Origin of the sequence: Streptomyces sp. NPDC101194 (genome assembly GCF_044767885.1) — a bacterium.
Classification (GTDB): domain Bacteria; phylum Actinomycetota; class Actinomycetes; order Streptomycetales; family Streptomycetaceae; genus Streptomyces.
Map to the genome: position 1 here is coordinate 419,047 of NZ_JBIWOS010000004.1, position 17,533 is coordinate 436,579.

Sequence of the window (17,533 nt, forward strand, 5' to 3'; positions counted from 1 at the left end):
TGACGGGCGGTCGTCGGCCGCGGCCGACGGCGGGTACGGGCGGGACGGTCAGCCGGCGCGACGCGGCGTCCGGCGCGCACCGGGACCGGTGTCCGGGCGCGGGCCCGTGCGTGGTTTCGGCGGTCCCGGGTCCAGCGCCTTGTCGTAGGGCGAGACCCAGAAGAACTCGCCCTCGGCGTCGTACGCGTAGAGAAGCCCCGCACTGCCCGAGACGAGAACCGCGCCGTCCGTGGCACACGTGTCGTGCGCTCCGTCCACGGTCTTTGGGCCGTCGGCCGGACGCAACAGCCTGACCTGGACGATCGCGGTGGAGCCGTCGGCCGCGGCGACCTCGGCCTGGCCGAAGTCGGCACTGACGGAACCGGTACGGATCGTGCAGACCCGGCCGAGGAAGTCCTGCCGCGACGGAGGGGGTTCGTCCGGGAACCGCCGGCGCACCCAGTGCACCAGCATGCGCATCACGGCCCAGGCGGTCAGCAGCGCGCCGGCGAGCACGGCACAGGCCAGCCCGGCGCGGGTGAGGCCGGTGACACCGCTGCGGTGCAGCAGGACCGTACCGGCCAGGCTCGTGAACCAGCCGACGACGACCATCACGGACACCGAGACGGTGACCGGCACTCCGCCGATCCCGGCCATGCCGGTGTCGAGGTCCCCGTCGAAGGAATGGTGATCGGCCGCACCGGCCAGCACGAGGAGCCAGAAGAAGACGACCACGACCAGCGCGGCGGCGAACAGGACGGCCGGGAAGGCGGTTGCCGCGCTCAGGAACTCCCGCATCGTCCACCCCCTCCCTGTCGTCGGGGGCGGTTTCGGTGGTGGTTCCGGTGGTGACTTCGGGGGCGATTCCGGTGCTGCGGCCCGCGGACAGCGGCGCCGCAGCATCCGGATCTTCCCCCGTGTTCCCCCGTGTTCCCCCGTGTTCCCCCGGTTGGTGCTGACCTGATCGTGTCATTCAGGGCCATGGCATGGCACTGCCGGAGTCCGGCAATCTTTGTACGCTCTCAATGCCGGGCACCGGCAACGGCCGGTGTGCGTTGAAGTAGGTGTCGAGGTCGGTTCAGGACGGGAGGAGTACGCGTGGCGGTGCCGGAGGTTTCCGACGAGTATCTGGGGGACTACGTCAGCATCCTGGCCGATGTCGCCGCCACCGGGCGCCGACTGACCCGGGACGAGCTGGACACCCGCCGTCTCCTGGGCCGGGAGGCCGCCGAGGCCGGATGCCAGCTGCGAGCCCTGGTCGGCCTCCATCTCGCGGCGACCCGCACCGACTGGCCGCGCGCCGCGTCGGCCGATGACGCGTCCACCGTCTCCGTGCTGGCCGCGGTCGAGCAGGCGGTCGACGCCTTCGCCGAGGGCTTCGAGCGGGCCCAGCGGCTCACCGTGCGGCGCGAGGAGGCGGCCCGCCGCGAATTCATCGACGATCTGCTGTACGGGCGCAGCGACTTGGGCCGGCTCGCCGAGCGCGCCACCCGGTTCGGGCTGCGTCTCTCGCGCGCCCACGCGGTCGCGGTGGCGACGGGCCCGGAGGCGTACACCGAGACGGACTCCGTGCCGCGCACCGTGGAGGCGGCGCTGCTCACGCGGTTCAGCGGCCGGAAGATCCTGATCACGACGAAGGACGGGCGGCTGGTCTGCATCGCTCCCGGCAGCCAGCCCGATGTCCTGCGGTACTTCGCCAAGCAGGCGCACGCGGCGACGGACGGCGGCCGGGTCGCCGTCGGACGCCCGCACCGGGGCCCCGGCGGCGTGGTCCAGTCCTACGACGAGGCGCTCGACGCGCTCGATCTCGCGGAGCGGGTGGATCTGGACGATCCGGTGCTGTACGCGGCCGACCTGCTGGTCTATCCGGTGCTGACCCGTGACCGGCAGGCGATGGCCGATCTGGTGCGCAGTCAATTGGGCCCGCTCCGGCAGGCGCGCGGCGGCGCCGAACCCCTGCTGAGCACGCTCACCGTCTACTTCGACTCGGGCTGTGTGGCCGCCGAGACGGCGCGCCGGCTGTCGCTGAGCGTGCGGGCGCTGACCTACCGGCTGGAGCGGATCCATCAGCTGACCGGTGCCGACCCTTCCGACCCGATGCACCGCTACACGCTCCAGACGGCGGTCATCGGCGCCCGGCTGCTGGACTGGCCGGCCAAGGATCTGTGACCCGCCCCGCACCGACCGCGCCGCCCCCGTGCGGGCGCCGGGTTCTGCGCGACCGGTCGTCAACGTCCGCAACGGGTGGCGGCGGTGGGGCCCGACCTCGGGTACGGGGCGGGCCGGTGCACCCTGGCCGTGGCGGCGGGGACGGCCCGTCCGGGGGACTGCGCGGTCAGTTGGGGATCGACGGTGAGCACCGTGACCCCGAGCGGTGTGCCGAGCGCGCGCAGGGCCGGCTCGGAGAGCCTGATCCAGGGCTGACCGTCGCCCAGGGTGGCGGCCAGCCGGTGCGCGGAGGTGAAGCCGACGGCCGTGCGGTCGCCGAGCGGCGTACGGAAGAAGCGGGCCGTCCACCCGGTGGCGAGGCCGACCGGTCCCGGCCGGGCGGGGACGAAGAGCGGTCCGGCCGGGCCGGGTTCAAGAGGTTCGGGATCGTCCGTTCCGTTGCGCTCGGACATGGTGTGCCTCCTCGACGCGGCGGGTTGAGCGGGGCTGCTGCGTCCTCAACGTTATGCCTGCGGGGGAGGGACGCCGGGAGGGCCTTGACGCGCACGTGACGCGAAACCCCGCCGCCGTTACGCGATGCTGACGCGTAACGGCGGCGGGGTCTCGGAAGAAGGTGGCCGGGGATGCGCATCGGGGGAGTAGCGCACCCCCGGCCTGCCGGGCGCGGACCGGTGGTAGGTCGGTCCGCGGTCGTTCCGGCGGTACGGAGGGCGGGCCGGGAGACCGGTCCGCGCGGGGTACCTCGGGTCCTTCGTCCGGATCGGCCACCGGGGCACACGGGCCCGGCGTGATCCGAACGGGAGGCCCTACAGGTCGAACTCGTGCGGCGGAAGGTCGAGCGCGAAGCACGCCTCCCGCACGACGGCCTGCTCCGTCTTGTCGAAGTCGCCGTCGGCGCCGCCGATGACGATGCCGATCTGGATGACGGCACGCGCCTCGGCGGGCTTCTTCTTCGCCTTGCCGATCTCCTGCAGCACGCTGACCTTGCCGAAGGCGAAGTCGGCGGTGAGCTTGTTCACATACTCGTTGAAGCGGCGCTGCAGATCGTCCGCCGGGAAGTTCTGCAGAACCTCGTTGGTGGCGATCAGTGAGGCGACACGCTGGCGTTCGGACGGATCGATGGAACCGTCGGCGGCGGCGACCAGGGCGCACATCGCCATGCTCGCGTCGCGGAACGCACCGCTCTTCAGGTCGTTCTTCTTCGCTTCCAGCTGCGACTGCATCGACGAAGCGGATTCCTTGATCCGATCCCACAGTGCCATGTCGTCTCCATACGTTGCGTTGCGTTGTGTTGCCGGAACGGAATCCAACTCTACAGACGTGTAGAAGTTAGCAGGGCGGGTGCCCGCTGTGTCCGGAAACAGTGGTGGTGCGATGCCGCGGGCGCGGTGGGCCCGCGCGCTGTCCGGGGACCCGGGCCGGAACGTCGTCCCGGTCGCTTCGTCCGGCCTCGGAGCCTGTCCGGTCGAAGGTCGCTCGACCGGCTCTCAGTCGGCGGACGAGGCGAACTCCTCCTGCGCGGCGGGCGCCGGGCGGGCCGCGGGAATCCGGGCGCCGCCCGTGGTGTCCCCGCCGTCCCGGCCGCGCCACGCCTGGACCCGGGCCACGACCGGCTGGGTCCAGCGGGCGGTGAGCGGTCCGACGATGACGAGGATGAGGACGTACGCGGTGGCGATGGGCCCGATACGGGGCTCGGTCGCCACGGCCAGGCCGGCGATGACGATGGAGAACTCACCGCGGGCGACGAGCGTTCCGCCGGCCCGCCACCGTCCGCGCGAACCGATACCGGCCCGCCGGGCCGCGTACCAGCCGGTGCCGATCTTGGTGAAGACGGTGACGATGGCCAGCAGCGCCGCCGGAAGCAGCACCGGAGGAATCGCGGAGGGGTCGGTGGAGAGTCCGAAGAAAACGAAGAAGACGGCGGCGAACAGATCCCGCAGCGGGGTCAGCAGCTTGCGCGCCCCCTCGGCGACCTCGCCCGACAGCGCGATCCCGACCAGGAACGCCCCGACGGCCGCGGAGACCTGCAACTCCTGCGCCACACCGGCCACCAGGACGGTCAGGCCGAGCACGACCAGGAGCAGCATCTCCGGATTGTCGGAGGACACGGCCCGGCTGATCAGCCGTCCGTGCCGCAGCGCCAGATAGAGCACGAACCCGACGGTGCCGAGCGCGATGAGCAGCGCGATGCTGCCCCCGGCGAGTCCCACTCCCGCGAGCATCGCGGTGAGCAGCGGCAGATACACGGCCATCGACAGGTCCTCGATGACCAGGACGCCCAGGATGACGGGTGTCTCCCGGTTTCCCAGCCGCCCCAGATCGGTGAGCACCTTCGCGATCACCCCGGACGACGAGATCCAGGTGACGCCGGCCAGCGCCACGGCCCCCACGGGCCCCCAGCCGAGCAGCAGCGCCGCCACCGCCCCGGGGGTCGCGTTGAGCACGAAGTCCACGGCTCCGGACGGATATTGCGTCTTGAGACTGGTCACCAGCTCCGAGGCGCTGTATTCGAGGCCGAGCAGGAGCAGCAGGAGGATGACGCCGATCTCGGCGCCGACGGCGGTGAATTCCTCACTGGCCCCCAGCGGCAGCAGCCCGCCGTCCCCGAAGGCGAGTCCCGCCAGCAGATACAGCGGGATCGGCGAGAGCCCTATCCGCCCGGCGAAGCGTCCGATGATGCCGAGTCCCAGAATGACGGAGCCGAGCTCCACCAGCAGCGCGGTCGTGTCGTGCACGGTCAGCCCTCCGAAATGATCTCGGAGAGCGTGTCGACGCCCTCCCTCGTACCCACGACGACGAGCGTGTCCCCGATGGCCAGCCGGAAGTCCGGTCCGGGAGACGGATGCGCGCTGTGCGTCCGCAGCACGGCCACGATCGAGGCCCCCGTCCGCGTCCGCGCCTTCGTGTCCCCGAGCAGTCGTCCGCCGTACGGGGAGCGGGATCCGAGCGGTATGTGCTCGGTGACGAGGTCGATGCCCTCGGTGCGCACCGCGTCGATGGGAGCGGAGTCGATGAGGTGGGCGAGGCCGGTGGCCTCCTGCGGTGTCAGGGGTACCGAGAGGCGGCACGAATCAGGGTCGTCCTGGTCGTAGAAGCCGATGAACCGCCGCCCGTCGTGGTGGACGACGACGGAGATGTGCTGTCCCGACTCGGTCGTGTAGTCGTACTGCACACCGACTCCGGGCAGCGTGGTGCGGTGGGTTCCCATGACGTCCTCCCGAGGGGCGCGGCGGTGCGGCGATGCACTTGGTGATCTCTTTAGGTCCCCATTACTTTATCCGGAGGGTTCCGCCGCCTTCCGGGCGCGGGACTGCCGGATTCGCCTGCGGCACATGTCATGGCCTCGACATCGACACCGACGCACCTGTTCCACGACGTCCTCCGACCGGCCGTCGTGGACGCGGCGGCTGCGGCGGCGCACGTGGAACGGGCCCGGCCGGCCCACCTCGCCCGGGAAGGGGCAGGTGGACCGGCCGGGCCCGTCGGAACCCGACGCGAAGCCGGCCCCCGGGACCCCGTGGTCCCGAGCGGCCCGCGCATCCGCGCCGTCAGGAGATGCGGATGCCCGACCAGTTCGTGGCCTTGCCGACCTGCGACCGGCCGGCGAAGCCGCCGCGGCCGTCGCCCCGGTTCAGCCAGGCGCGACCGTTCTTGTCGAGAGAGATCAGGTCGGCCCGGCCGTCCCCGGACAGGTCGAGCCCGCCGACCACGTCCTTGTACGAGGTGCCCCAGTCCTTGAAGACCAGCGACCGGGGCTTGAAGGTGCCGGCGCCGGTCCCTCGGAACCGCCACAGTTCGTTCGACGCGTCGAGCGCCAGCAGGTCGTTCTTGCCGTCGCCGTCGAGGTCCCCGGCGGCGATCAGCCTCTTGTAGCCGCCGAAGCCGGACCCGGCGAGCGAGCGGGCCTTGAAGCCGCCCGCGCCGTTGCTCGCGTACACGTACAGCTTCCCGGTCGAGGCGGACCGGGTGAGCAGGTCGGCCCGGCCGTCGCCCGTCACGTCGCCGGGCGAGACGACCGCGTCGTACCCGCTCCAGTCCGAGGAGACCTTGACGTGGAACGACTGCTGGTCGGGCAGCCCGCCGCAGATCGTCGGGTAGACGCGGGCCTCGCCCTTCGGGTAGCGGACGAACACGTCGTTGCAGCGGTCGCCGTCGAGGTCGCCGAACGGCAGCACGAGCGTGCCCGTCGGCCAGCTGCTCGCGCGCTGCCCCGCGGACAGTTTCGTCGCGTCGCCCGCGTACACCCTCAGCCCGGTGCTGTTCCGGCCGAACAGGTCGGACGTGCCGTCGTCCGTGTGGTCACGCCACTTGGGCAGCGTGCGGGCGGTGGTGGTGGCCTGGTGGACGCCGCCCAGGACGATGCCGTTCGTCGCGGTCGGCTTGTACTCGTCCCACAGCACGACGGGTCGGCCGAGCGCATCGGTGGCCACCCGGGGCACCCCGGTGGACCGGGCACTCGTCGCGCTCAGCCGCCGCGGGGCGGACCAGGTGCCGCCTTTGAAGACGGCGGCCATCGCGTACTCCTCGCCCGAGTAGCCCTCCCGCCACGTCACCGTGACCGTGCCGCCCGAGGTGGCGGCCGCGCCGACCGCGCGCACCTTCTTGTGCGTGGAGAAGCGCTGCGTGTACGGCTGCCAGGCGCCGGTGGCCGCCGAGCGCACCGCGTACCAGGGGCCGGTCGAGTAGCCGGGCGCGCCGGCGACGAAGAGGTCGCCGTTGGGCAGGTGGACGGGTGCCGTCATCCCGTACGTGCTGCCGGAGCCCGCGGCGGACCGCGGGGTGCTCCACTGTGTGGCGCCGGCGGTCCGGCGCGTGTGCATGAGGTGCGCGGTGTCGTCGTAGAACACGTCGAAGCCGCCCTGGGGATGGGCGAACACCTTCGGGCGCGCCAGGTCCACGCCCGGGACCGGGAAGCCCTTGACCGCGGTCCAGGCGGACGCGCCGGGGGCCTTCTCCAGGGCGACGACGGCCTTGCTCGCCTGCCACTGCCACACCAGCAGGGCGGTGCCGTCCCGGGCCACCGCCAGATCCATGGCGGAAATGTCCCGGCTGCCGGACGGCGGCTGCTCGTTGAGGTCGGCCGGAGCGGTCCACGCGGCCTGCGGGCCGGCCTTCTCGGCGGCCTTCACCACGCCGGAGACCGACCACACGGCGATCAGCCGGCCATCGGGGGCCGCCGCCAGGTGGTGGTAGCCCTTCTCGGGGACCGCGGCCACGTACTCGGGCTCGGAGAAGGCGGTCGCGCCGGGCGCGAGGGTGGCCACCTTCAGCCAGTGGTTGTTGTGGTCGTCGGCGCGCGCGGCCCGCCAGACCAGGCGCACCGAGCCGTCGCCGAGCGAGACGAGCTCGGTGTTGTACCCGCCGGCGTCCGGCCAGGTCTGCGGGGCGAGCCAACGGGTGCTGCCGGCGGGCCGGATCCGGGTGGAACGGGAGAGCCCGTCGCCGGTGAGGGAGACGAGGGCGCCGTTCCCGGCCGACTCCAGGGCGTTCAGCCCGCCGGAGGCGGAGGCGGGGTCGGGGCTCGGGGCGTGCAGGGTGCGGGTGCCCCACGGGCCCGGCGCACGCGTCTCGACGGCGGCCGTGGCGGTGGTGCCGGCGGCCGGGGCCGCGATCGTGGCGGTGGGACGGGCGGCGGCCGGGGCCGCGGCCGCCAGAGCGAGGACGGGAGTGAGCGCGATGCCGAGCACCACGCGGGACTGCGAAGTCATGGGAATGCCCCCCCGGGCGGGCGTATCCGACGGGCGCGGATTCGCCGAACTGTTCGATCAAATCAGGCGCAGCGTATATCAGCCAAGATCGGCCTGTTCAGGGGTTTCCCTCCCTCTGCGGAGAGGGATTCGGCAGGCGCGCGCAGCACCGGCGGGGTCTCGGCCGGCCCGTGCCCGCCGATCGGCATCCACCTGCCTGGTTCGGGGTGCCGGCCGTACGGCAGGGAGCCTGACGACCGAAGGAGCGGATCGCGGCGGTCAACGAGGGCGAGCAGGGGCGGGAGCGAGGGCAGGAGGCGGGTCCGTCCGCGTTCTCGCCGCCACGCGGGCTTGCGGAAGCGTCCGTGATACGGCGACATGGTCGTAGGCTCGCGGGCACAGTCGTCAGGGACCGGTCGGGTCGCCCATGGGCGCCGACGGGCGGAAGGGACACGCGATGGCGGACTTTCGGGATCTGAAGTTCCGGGCGGTCACGGCGTTCCAGCGGCATGTCGCCAACCCGCTCACCAGACGGTTGCGGTCGCAGACCCTCCTGGAGACGACGGGTCGCACCTCGGGCCTCCCGCGCCCCACCCCGGTGGGCGGCCGACGGGTGGGCCGGGAGTTCTGGCTGGTGTCGGAGTACGGCGAGAAGTCGCACTACATCCGCAACATCCAGGCCGACCCCCGGGTCCGGGTGAGGATCGGGGGACGGTGGCACACCGGTACCGCCCACCTCCTGCCCGAGGACGACGCCCGTGCACGGCTCAAGAAGCTGCCGCGGTACAACAGCGCCGCGGTGCGGGCACTGGGGACGGACCTGCTGACGGTGCGGGTGGATCTGGCGGACTGAGGCCGGCCCCCACCGGTCCGGACGTGCGCGTGCCCGGCCGGTGCGGTGCCGGCCGGGCACGGGCGGGGGTGCGGTCCGGGTCAGTCGGTGATCTCGATCTTCCCGTTGGCGGCCGCGGCGGTCGCGTCCGCGTCCCGGCCGGGAAGGCCGGCCGAAGTCGCTTCGCCGGTGCCGCCCTTGAGGTTCTTCAGCAGCGCGGCCAGGTCGACTCCCGTGGCGGAGCTGAGGAGTTCCATGCCCTGCGCGACGTTGTCCGTGACGGTACGGGACACCCGGCTCGCGCCGTCCGTCGAGATCACGGTCATCTTGTCGATGGCGCCCAGCGGTTCGGACGCCTTGGCGACGACCTGCGGCAGCACCTCGACCAGCATCTGGAGCACGGCCGCGTCGCCGTACCGGTCGAACGCGTCCGCCTTCTTCTGCATGGCCTCGGCCTCGGCCGCACCCTTGGCCGCGATGGCCGCGGCCTCCGCCTCGCCCTCGATGCGTACGGCGTCGGCGAGTGCCGAACGGTGCAGCTTCTCGCCCTGACCGGTCAGCCGGGAGCGCTCGGCGTCCGCCTCGGCCTCCTTGACCTGGGCGATCCGGCGGGCCTCGGCCTCCTGCTCGGCCTGGTAGCGGGCGGCGTCGGCGGGCTTGCGGACCTTGGTGTCGAGTTCGCGGTCGGTCAGTGCGGCCTGGCGCTCGGCGACCTTCTCCTGCTCCTGAAGGACTTCCTGCCGACGGGCGGCCTCGGCGAGCGGGCCCGCCGCGTTGGCCTTGGCCGCGGCGGCTTCCGTCTCGGCCTTGATCTCGGCCTGCTTGAGGTAGAAGGTCCGCTCGGCGATGGCGATCTCCTCGGCCGCCTTGAGCCGGGCCTGCTCGGAGGCGCGCTTGGCGATCGCCTCGGCGATGTCCGCCTCCTGCTTGGCGCGGGCGGCCTCGGGGCGACCGAGGTCTTCGAGGTAGGAGCCCTCGGTGGTGATGTCCTGGATCTGGAAGGCGTCCAGGATCAGGCCCTGGCCGGAGAGGCTGGCCTCGGCCTCCTCCGCGACCTGACCGGCGAACGCGGCACGGTCGCGGATGATGTCCTCGACCGACATCCGGCCGACGATCGCGCGCAGGGCGCCGGAGAGCACTTCCTGGGTGAAGCCGACGATGCCGTCCTGCTGCTGGAGGAATCGCTGGGCGGCGGCCCGGATCGCTTCCTCGCTGCCGCCGACCTTGACGATCGCGACGCCTTCGAGGTTGGACTTCACACCGCGCAGGGTGACGGCACCGCGCACCGCGATCGGAATGTGCCGGCTGGACAGGTCCAGGGTGAACTTCTGCTGGACGAACGGGACGACGAAGACGCCGCCGCCGACGACGACCTTCTGGCCGCTGTTGTCGATGCTGGTGCGGCCGGTCACCGGGTCGGTCGACTTCTTGCCGCGGCGTCCGGTGATGATGAACGCCTCGCTGGGCCCGGCGACCTTGTAGCGGGTGATGACGACGAGGGCGAGCAGGATCAGGAGTACGACGACTCCGACGACTGCGGTCACGACTGGGCTCATAAGGGTGTCCCCCCTGCCTCCCTGTGGGGACGGCAGCTTGTTTTCGGACGGTGCAACGGCTGACGGTGCTCAGCGCTCGACGGGGCGCACCGCGACCGAGGTGGTCGACAGCGCCGCCTCCACCCAGATCTCGGTGCCGCGTGCGACCGGCACCGGGCTCTTCGCCGCCAGCTTCACGGGCTGGCCCGCGAGCCGCAGCAGGACCTCGCCGTAGCCGTCGGCCGGGATGGCCGTGACGACCGACCCGGACGTGCCGACGAGATCCTCGCCGCGGGGTGTGGTGCTGGTCTGGTCCCTCATCAGGGCCTTGCTGAACTTCCAGGTCAGCCAGGCCGCGACGACCCCCGCCAGAACTCCGGCGGCGGTGGCGACGACCGTGCTGGCGCCGGTGGTGCCGAGCACGATCGCGCCGCCGAAGCCGAGCATGGAGAGGAATCCGGCGATGACGGGGAGGGACAGGAGGCCGTCGAAGAGGCCGTCCAGTACGCCTCCGAAAAGGCCTTCGAGGATCCCGTCGAAGATCAGCGACAGGACGAGCAGGACGATTCCCGCGATTCCGAGACCGAGAAACAACGTCACGTGAACACCCTCCCCGACCTTCGCAATCCCCGACGCATGTCTCCCCCGAGCGTTTCCGTCGAACTGGCTGCATGCTCCCATACGAGCCCGGCAACGGACACTGCCGGGTTCCGGCAATCTTTATGCAGATTTGATGCCGGACAGTTGTTCGGCCAACGTGTCCAGGGACTGGAACGTGGCGCCGAGGAGCGCCACGTGCTTCCAGCGCAGCACGCCGTCCGGCCCGATGAGGAAGACCGCGCGGCGCACCCCGATCCCGGGCGCCGCGACGCCGTACGCGCGGGCGGTCTCCCGCCCGGCGTCCGCGAGCAGCGGCATCCGCAGTCCGTGGGCGCGGGCGAAGGACTCATGGCTGTCCACACCCTGTGGACTGATTCCCCACACCTCCGCGTCGAGTCCGTCGAAGGTCTCCATGCCCGAGGAGTACGAGCAGAGCTGCTTGGTGCACACGGCCGTGTTGTCGCCCGGGTAGAACGCGAGGACCACGGCGCGCCCCCGTGCGGCGGAGAGGGTGTGGTCGCGGCGTTCGAACGTCTCGCCGGTGAGCACACCGCCCGGCAGCGTGAAGTCCGGTGCGGTCCGGCCGATTTGCGGTGACGATCCCATGTCGGTTCCTCCGAGGTTCGGTGCTGCGGAAGTCTTCCGGGTGGTGCTCCGTACAGCATGCTCGTCACGGGACCGGCCCCCCGCACCAGGAGGTACCCATGCCAGACCGACGACCACCCTCCGCCGCCGTGCTCCTGCTGCACGGCGGCCGTGAGACGGGCCTGGGCCCGCCCCCGCCCGGCCCGATGAACCTGCCGGCCGCGCGGATGCGCCCCTTCGCCCGGGCCCTCGCCGGGGCGACGGGCGACGGCGCGGCGGACGTCCTCGTACGCCCCGCCCGCTACACCCACCGAGGCTGGAACGGCCCCCGCGAGGACCCGTACCACGACGCCGTACGCGCGCTCGACGCCCTGCGCCGCGAGGCCGGTGAGATTCCGGTGGTACTGGTCGGCCACTCGATGGGTGCCCGCGCCGCCCTGCGCGCCGCCGGTCATCCGCTGGTGCGCGGCGTGGTGGGTCTCGCCCCGTGGTGCCCGGCCGACGATCCGGTCGCCCAGCTCGCCGGCCGCGACGTCGTTCTGCTGCACAGCACCCGCGACCGGGTCACGAGCCCCCGGGAGTCCCAGTCCTTCACCGTCCGCGCCCGCCGGGCCGGTGCCCACGCCTGTCTGATCGCGATCCGGGGCAGCGACCACGCGATGCTGCGGCGCGCCGCAGCCTGGCACGAGCTGACGACGTGTGTCGTCACCGGCCTGCTGGGCCTGGGCCCGCTGCCCGACGCGGTCACGGCGGCGCTCCGACTGCCCCTGGCCGCCCCGGCGACGGACGGGACCCTCGACCTGGACCGGCTCGGTCTCGGCCGGCGGGACCACGCCCTGTCCGGACGCGGGCGGCCGGGGGCCAAAGGTCGCGCGAGGACGTGACGGCTCGCGGTGCCGGGGTCACGCCCGTCTCCGGGGCCGGTGCCGTGGTGCAGGGGCGGGGGAACGGGAGCACCCTGGTAGGGAGGTGATCGTCATGGTGCAGACAACTGTCGGGTGGCATGTGGATCTGGAATTCGAGGAGGACACCCACCGCACGCGCGCGGCCGCCCTGGTCCGGCTTCCGGACGGGAACGAGGTGCGGGCCCACGGGTATGCGAGCCGTCACCCCTCCGACAAGGATCAGCCGCGGGTCGGTGAGGAGATCGCGGGAGCCAGAGCGCTCAATGAACTGGCGATGAAGATGCTGACGAAGGCGCACGACGAGATAGACGAGGCGTCCGGCCGGACATCGCACCCGCTCACCTGAGCCGCGACTGCCGGAATCCCCGCCGCCGGAGTTCCGGGCGTTCACACGTCCGGGGCCCGGCGGCCATGTGCGGGCCGTTCCCCCGCGGGAGGCGCCGCGTGCGCGCGAAAGGGGCGGCCGGACCCGCCCGGCGGACGAGGGGGCGGCGGGACCCGGCTGCGGATGCGCCGCGCGGGTGGGCGGCCGACGATTGAGGGCCGGGCTGCGGGAGGTCCGTGCCCCGCCCCAGGAGGTTGACGTGCAGGCCGATGCGTACGCCCACGGCGCCGTGCCGTTCGACCCCGCGAACCTGGTGGCCCTGATCGAGGGCACCACGGCCGGGGTGGGCGTCCTCGACGTGGGGCTGAGATATCTGTACGTCAATCCGGCCCTCGAACGGCTCAACGGGGTTCCGGCCGCCGAGCACCTGGGACGCACCGTCTCCGAGGTCCTCCCCGGGGTCGACGCGGGCGAGGACATGATGCGGGCCGTGCTCGCCGACGGGAAACCCCGTGAGATCACCTCCAGCGGATTCACCGCCGCGGCGGGCACCGGCCGACGGTACTGGCGCGGGGTGTACCACCGGCTGGAGGTCGGCGGGCGGGTCGTGGGTCTGGCCGGGATCGTGCTGGAGATCATGAACGCGGACCGGGGACGGCAGGAGCTGGCGCAGGCCCGGCGGCACCTGACCCTGCTCGACATGGCGGCCACCCGGATCGGCACCACGCTCGACATGGACACCACCTGCGCGGAACTCGTCGACCTCGTCGTACCGGGCCTGGCGGACCTCGCCACGGTCGAGGTGTTCCCGCCCGTCGCCGCTCCGGTACGCCCCGCGCCCGCCGGTGTGCTGCGGCTGCGCAGGGCGGCGCTGACCGCGGTGACCGGGCTGCGCGCCGAACTGGCGGAGTTCGGACTGACCGGCGAGTACGTCGACTACCAGGAAGGCGCGGCCGTGCAGCGGTGTCTGGCGACCAACCAGCCGGTCGTGGAGAACCACACCACCGACGACCAGCTCAGGCGCTCCGCCCCTGCTCCGGAACAGGTCGCCGCCTACCGCGCCCTCGGGATGCATTCGGCGGTCATCGTGCCCCTCACCGTCCGCAGCCGTCCGCTCGGCATCCTCGGCCTGGTCCGGGCGGGGGACTCACCGGACTTCACGGACGAGGACGTGGTGGTCGCCCGGGAACTCGCCGGCCGCGCCGCCGTCGATCTCGACCACGCCCGCCGGTACGGCCACGAGCACAGCATCGCCCTGGAACTGCAGCGCGCCCTGCTGTCCGAGCCGCGCCCGCCGCACCCGCACATCGAGATCGCCACCCGCTATCTCCCGGCCGACCGGAGCGTGATGGTCGGCGGCGACTGGTTCGACGTGATACCGCTGCGGGACGGAAGACACCTGAAGGCGATGGGCGACGTGATGGGCCACGGGGTGGAGGCGGCGGTGGCCATGAGCCACTACCGCTCGCTGCTGCGGATGTTCGCCGACGACGAGCTGCCGCCGCACCGCATCCTGGAACAGCTGGACCGGATGGTCGAACGGTCCGGACTGGACCGGGCGGCGACCTGTCTGCTGGCCGTCGTCGACCGGGAGGGCGGGACGTGCCAGGTGGCGAGCGCCGGCCATCTGCCGCCGGTGCTCATCGATCCGGGAACGGCGGGAACCAGGGTGTGCGACGAGATGCCGGTGGGACCGCCGCTCGGCACCGGGTACGGCGGGTACCGGACGACGTCCCTGGAGTTCGGGCCGGGCACGGTGCTGTTCCTGTACACCGACGGCCTGGTGGAGCGGCGCGGGGAGGACATCGACGTCTCCGTCGCCCGCCTCAGGGAACTGACGCTGCCCGCGGGCGGAAGCCTCGACGAGCTGCTGGACGACGTCCTGCGGCGGTTCGGGCCGGGCGCGGAGGACGACATAGCCGTACTGGCCTCGCGCACCCGGCCCCGCACCGCCCCCTGACCCGGGAAACCGTCCGGCACCCCGGGGCCGGTCAGCCCAGCTCCAGGCTGGTGATGCCGAACAGGCCGGAATGATCCACATCCGGTGACGGGCCCGTGTACATCCGGGCGGTCTCGAACGAGGGGGTGAGCCCCAGCCGTTCCGCGAGGCGCACGGCCGCCGGATTGACGTCGGGTACGTCGATCGCCACCGGGGTGTCCGGGGCGGTGGCCGCGAGTGCGCCGACGAGGGCGCCGGCCACCTCGGGCGATTCCGCGTACACGGGACCGATGCGGGACGACGTACGGCAGGGGCGCGTCACGGCGAGGCCCCGCAGCTCCCCGTCGCGGACGGCGGCGAGCGAGGTGCGCCCGGGACCGGCGATCCACGGGGCGAGGAAGCTGTCGCGGTCGGCGGGGAAGAAGCGGCGGTCGTAGGCGGCCAGCAGGTCGAACGGGACGGAGCGGGCGTCGACCAGGGCGGTGCCGGACGGGACGGGCGGACCGGCGAGCGGCCGGCCCTCGTAGCGCATGTTCGTCCAGACGGAACGGAAGCCCGATTTGCGGTAGTTGGGCTGCTGGGCCACGACACCGTCCAGCCCGACGTTGCGCCCGTCCAGCCGGGCCATGCCGGCCTGCCACAGCTGGATGCCGTATCCCTGGCCGCGCAGTTCGGGGCGGGTGAGGTAGAAGCCCAGGAACCCGAAGTCGCGGCCGTAGCGGACCACGGAGACGCAGGAGACCGGCACGCCGTCGAGCCGGCCGATCAGGAAGCCGCGCGGGTCCGCGGCGAAGAAGGCATGACGGTCGGTCAGCCCGGGATTCCAGCTCTCCTCGTGGGCCCATTCGGCCAGCATCGTGAGGTCGTCGGCGCTTGCGGTGGTGATCTCGAAGTTCGGCACGGGGCACCTGTACCCCGGGGGCGATCGGTTCAACGGTGGTCCTCGCGTCATCACCCGGCGGGCGGGCCGTGCCGTCGAACAGCGCTCAGACGAACAGGAACGTGCCCGCGGTCGCGGCCCCCAGCGACGCCCCGGCGACCGTCTGCGCCACCGAGTGGTACCCGAGCGCGACACGCGACCAGCACACGGCGACGGTCATCGTGTACGCGAGCAGCCACCACGGGGAGTGGACCACGGCGGGCAGCGCGACGACGGCCGAGGCGACGGCGGCGTCCACCGAGATCTTCCAGACGGTGTTGACGGCCAGCAGGATCACCGTCATCGCCCAGAGGGCGAGCATCGCCACGAGGATGCCGGTGGGGGCGTGGCCCAGGACCATCACCAGTGAACCGGCGCCTATGGAGCCGAGGATGACGAAGAAGATCGGGGCCCGTTTGGTGCGGTCGACGACATGGCGGTCGCCCCAGGTGCCGCGCCCCCGCTCCCATTCGATGTACCCGGCGGGAACGATCCCGGCGCACAGGGCGCCGAGGAGACCCCAGAGGAGTCCGGTCCAGTGACCGGCGGCGGCCAGGCCGATGCCGAGCATGCCGACCAGCAGCAGGTTGCGCGGCTGGAAGACGTCGGTGACGGTGCGCGCGGCGTCGGTGCGCGGCGATGCGGCGGCGTCGGCCGCACCGGTGGGGCCGGTCGTTCCGGTGGTGTCGGTGGACGTCATGCTGTCTCCTCCAGGGACGGGGTGCGGGCCGGTGCGGTGGTTCCGGTGGCCGGCGCGGACTCTGCGGACGCGGCGGACACGGCGCGGGCCAGCACCTGCTCCGCCCGGTCCTGAGTGACCGTCCGACAGGCGGTGGCCACCCGGACCAGCCAGGCCACCTCGCCGTCCTGGTCGGTGGCGTGCCGGGCCGCGACCGTCGCGGCGCCCGAGGCGGGCGCTCCGGTGCTCCTGGCCCGCAGCGCCGCCTTGATCCAGTACGCCTCGGCGAGCGGTCCGGCCTTCCCGCCGTCCGGGGCGTCGCCGCTGTCGTCCGCGGCGGCGGCCCTGGCGGCCGGGAGCAGGGTGTCCGGGACGTAGTGGCGCAGCTTCTCGACGGCGTCCGCGATATCGGCGGCCCAACGGTCGACACGCAGGTCGGCGGGGGTGTCGAAACGGGTCAGCTCGCGGGCCAGCGAGGCCGGGGGGTCGAAGGGCTGCTCGGGGAAGGCCGTCATCAACTCGTACCAGAGGCCGTGCAGTTTGACCTGGGCCCGCCACAGTCTGGCGCGCCGCTGTCCCTTGCCGAGGGCGGGAACGGAGGCGCCCACCGCGAAGAAGGCGAACAGCACCACCTGGGCCGCCTCGGTGATCTCGTCGAACTTCAGGGCGAAGTCCTCGCTCGGGGTGTCGACGACGCCGATCCACAGGAACAGGGTCCGGCTGACGGTGTACCCGACCCCGATGAACATGGCGAAGGTCATCATCCCGAGGCCCACGCGCAGATGGCGCAGTCCGGCACCGGCGGTGGCCAGCGCCCACTGGTAGGCGCAGACGGCGGACGCGGTGCCCAGGTAGAGGTAGAACACGCTCATGTACAGGGTGGCGCCCCACTGCCCCGCGTGATCGGCGACGAAGCGGTCCGAGGGCACGGAACGGTCGACGACGGTGAAGAACAGCACGGTCAGCAGGATCAGCGTGGCGATCGACGCCTTGGTCGCCACCTGCTGGATGGCGCGGGCGAAGCGCACATGGCGCGGAACGGTTCCGGCGTCGGGGTAATGGCCGTATATCGCGACGATGTAGCTGAGGATCGCCAGGATCGCGATCGTCGCCGTGTAGTGCTTGATGAGGACGGCGAGGTCGGTGACGGCGCTGTCGTTGAGGGCGATGCGTACGGCCCGGGTCTTGGTCCACAGCGCGACGGCGAACCCCGCGTAGCAGCCCCACAGGGCCCGGCGGCGCTTGTCTTCTTCGTCGCCCCACAGGGCGGCCGGCATGCGCCAGAGGGCGACGGCCGTCATCAGGGCCGCTACGAGATAGCCGGCGAGGTCGAGCGGGGTCACGGCGGATTCCTCGGAAGTGGGGGAATGGGGGAACGT

General features: G+C 72.4%; 17 protein-coding genes. 5 read left to right on the top strand and 12 right to left on the bottom strand.

Annotated features, from left to right (window positions below; all coding sequences use genetic code 11):
- Positions 1-48: 48 nt before the first annotated feature.
- On the bottom strand, positions 49-777 hold the full coding sequence (locus tag ACIRP2_RS18505) for a hypothetical protein (protein ID WP_404251460.1): 729 nt from the start codon (positions 775-777) through the stop codon (positions 49-51).
- Between the two features lie 300 nt (positions 778-1,077).
- Here ACIRP2_RS18505 and ACIRP2_RS18510 point away from each other — a divergent pair, with 300 nt between their 5' ends.
- Positions 1,078-2,148, top strand: a complete 1,071-nt coding sequence (locus tag ACIRP2_RS18510; RefSeq protein ID WP_404251462.1) for a PucR family transcriptional regulator — start codon at positions 1,078-1,080, stop codon at positions 2,146-2,148.
- Between the two features lie 59 nt (positions 2,149-2,207).
- On the opposite strand, the gene ACIRP2_RS18515 is transcribed toward ACIRP2_RS18510, so the two are convergent.
- The 5 genes from ACIRP2_RS18515 to ACIRP2_RS18535 form a co-directional block, all read right to left on the bottom strand.
- The gene (locus ACIRP2_RS18515; protein ID WP_404251464.1) at positions 2,208-2,600 is read right to left on the bottom strand and encodes an SAV_915 family protein; all 393 of its coding nucleotides are present in this window, start codon (positions 2,598-2,600) and stop codon (positions 2,208-2,210) included.
- 354 nt (positions 2,601-2,954) lie between these two features.
- Complete coding sequence (locus tag ACIRP2_RS18520) at positions 2,955-3,410, bottom strand: TerB family tellurite resistance protein (protein WP_351071801.1); 456 nt, start codon at positions 3,408-3,410, stop codon at positions 2,955-2,957.
- A 225-nt stretch (positions 3,411-3,635) separates the two neighbouring features.
- Positions 3,636-4,883 carry a cation:proton antiporter gene (locus tag ACIRP2_RS18525; RefSeq protein ID WP_404251466.1) on the bottom strand — a complete coding sequence of 416 codons (1,248 nt, stop codon included), beginning with the start codon at positions 4,881-4,883 and terminating at the stop codon, positions 3,636-3,638.
- A gap of 2 nt (positions 4,884-4,885) precedes the next feature.
- The gene (locus ACIRP2_RS18530) at positions 4,886-5,356 is read right to left on the bottom strand and encodes a cation:proton antiporter regulatory subunit (protein WP_404251468.1); all 471 of its coding nucleotides are present in this window, start codon (positions 5,354-5,356) and stop codon (positions 4,886-4,888) included.
- A gap of 340 nt (positions 5,357-5,696) precedes the next feature.
- Positions 5,697-7,856 (bottom strand): FG-GAP repeat domain-containing protein, encoded by a 2,160-nt coding sequence (locus ACIRP2_RS18535; RefSeq protein ID WP_404251470.1) that lies wholly within the window; start codon positions 7,854-7,856, stop codon positions 5,697-5,699.
- Positions 7,857-8,292: 436 nt separating this feature from the next.
- Between ACIRP2_RS18535 and ACIRP2_RS18540 the strand changes: the two genes are divergently transcribed.
- Positions 8,293-8,688 (top strand): nitroreductase/quinone reductase family protein, encoded by a 396-nt coding sequence (locus ACIRP2_RS18540; protein ID WP_404251472.1) that lies wholly within the window; start codon positions 8,293-8,295, stop codon positions 8,686-8,688.
- Positions 8,689-8,768: 80 nt separating this feature from the next.
- Here ACIRP2_RS18540 and ACIRP2_RS18545 read toward each other — a convergent pair whose 3' ends face one another.
- The 3 genes from ACIRP2_RS18545 to ACIRP2_RS18555 all read right to left on the bottom strand — a co-directional run bounded on the left by ACIRP2_RS18545 (position 8,769) and on the right by ACIRP2_RS18555 (position 11,408).
- A complete protein-coding gene (locus tag ACIRP2_RS18545; RefSeq protein WP_404251474.1) occupies positions 8,769-10,223 on the bottom strand; it encodes a flotillin family protein in 1,455 nt (484 codons plus the stop codon).
- A gap of 69 nt (positions 10,224-10,292) precedes the next feature.
- Positions 10,293-10,802 carry a hypothetical protein gene (locus ACIRP2_RS18550; RefSeq protein ID WP_404251476.1) on the bottom strand — a complete coding sequence of 170 codons (510 nt, stop codon included), beginning with the start codon at positions 10,800-10,802 and terminating at the stop codon, positions 10,293-10,295.
- A 120-nt stretch (positions 10,803-10,922) separates the two neighbouring features.
- Positions 10,923-11,408 carry a peroxiredoxin gene (locus ACIRP2_RS18555; RefSeq protein ID WP_404251478.1) on the bottom strand — a complete coding sequence of 162 codons (486 nt, stop codon included), beginning with the start codon at positions 11,406-11,408 and terminating at the stop codon, positions 10,923-10,925.
- A gap of 98 nt (positions 11,409-11,506) precedes the next feature.
- Here ACIRP2_RS18555 and ACIRP2_RS18560 point away from each other — a divergent pair, with 98 nt between their 5' ends.
- The 3 genes from ACIRP2_RS18560 to ACIRP2_RS18570 all read left to right on the top strand — a co-directional run bounded on the left by ACIRP2_RS18560 (position 11,507) and on the right by ACIRP2_RS18570 (position 14,577).
- On the top strand, positions 11,507-12,271 hold the full coding sequence (locus ACIRP2_RS18560) for an alpha/beta fold hydrolase (protein WP_404251480.1): 765 nt from the start codon (positions 11,507-11,509) through the stop codon (positions 12,269-12,271).
- Positions 12,272-12,365: 94 nt separating this feature from the next.
- Entirely contained in the window at positions 12,366-12,638 is a 273-nt protein-coding gene (locus tag ACIRP2_RS18565) for a DUF1876 domain-containing protein (protein WP_351071777.1), read from the top strand.
- Positions 12,639-12,876: 238 nt separating this feature from the next.
- A complete protein-coding gene (locus ACIRP2_RS18570; RefSeq protein ID WP_404251482.1) occupies positions 12,877-14,577 on the top strand; it encodes a SpoIIE family protein phosphatase in 1,701 nt (566 codons plus the stop codon).
- Positions 14,578-14,608: 31 nt separating this feature from the next.
- Here ACIRP2_RS18570 and ACIRP2_RS18575 read toward each other — a convergent pair whose 3' ends face one another.
- The 3 genes from ACIRP2_RS18575 to ACIRP2_RS18585 form a co-directional block, all read right to left on the bottom strand.
- Positions 14,609-15,457, bottom strand: a complete 849-nt coding sequence (locus tag ACIRP2_RS18575; RefSeq protein ID WP_404251484.1) for a GNAT family N-acetyltransferase — start codon at positions 15,455-15,457, stop codon at positions 14,609-14,611.
- Positions 15,458-15,542: 85 nt separating this feature from the next.
- Positions 15,543-16,175, bottom strand: coding sequence for a hypothetical protein (locus ACIRP2_RS18580; RefSeq protein WP_404251486.1), 633 nt, complete (start codon positions 16,173-16,175; stop codon positions 15,543-15,545).
- Positions 16,172-17,497, bottom strand: a complete 1,326-nt coding sequence (locus ACIRP2_RS18585) for an MAB_1171c family putative transporter (protein ID WP_404251488.1) — start codon at positions 17,495-17,497, stop codon at positions 16,172-16,174. The genes ACIRP2_RS18580 and ACIRP2_RS18585 overlap by 4 nt, the downstream gene beginning before the upstream one ends.
- Between the last annotated feature and the right edge of the window lie 36 nt (positions 17,498-17,533).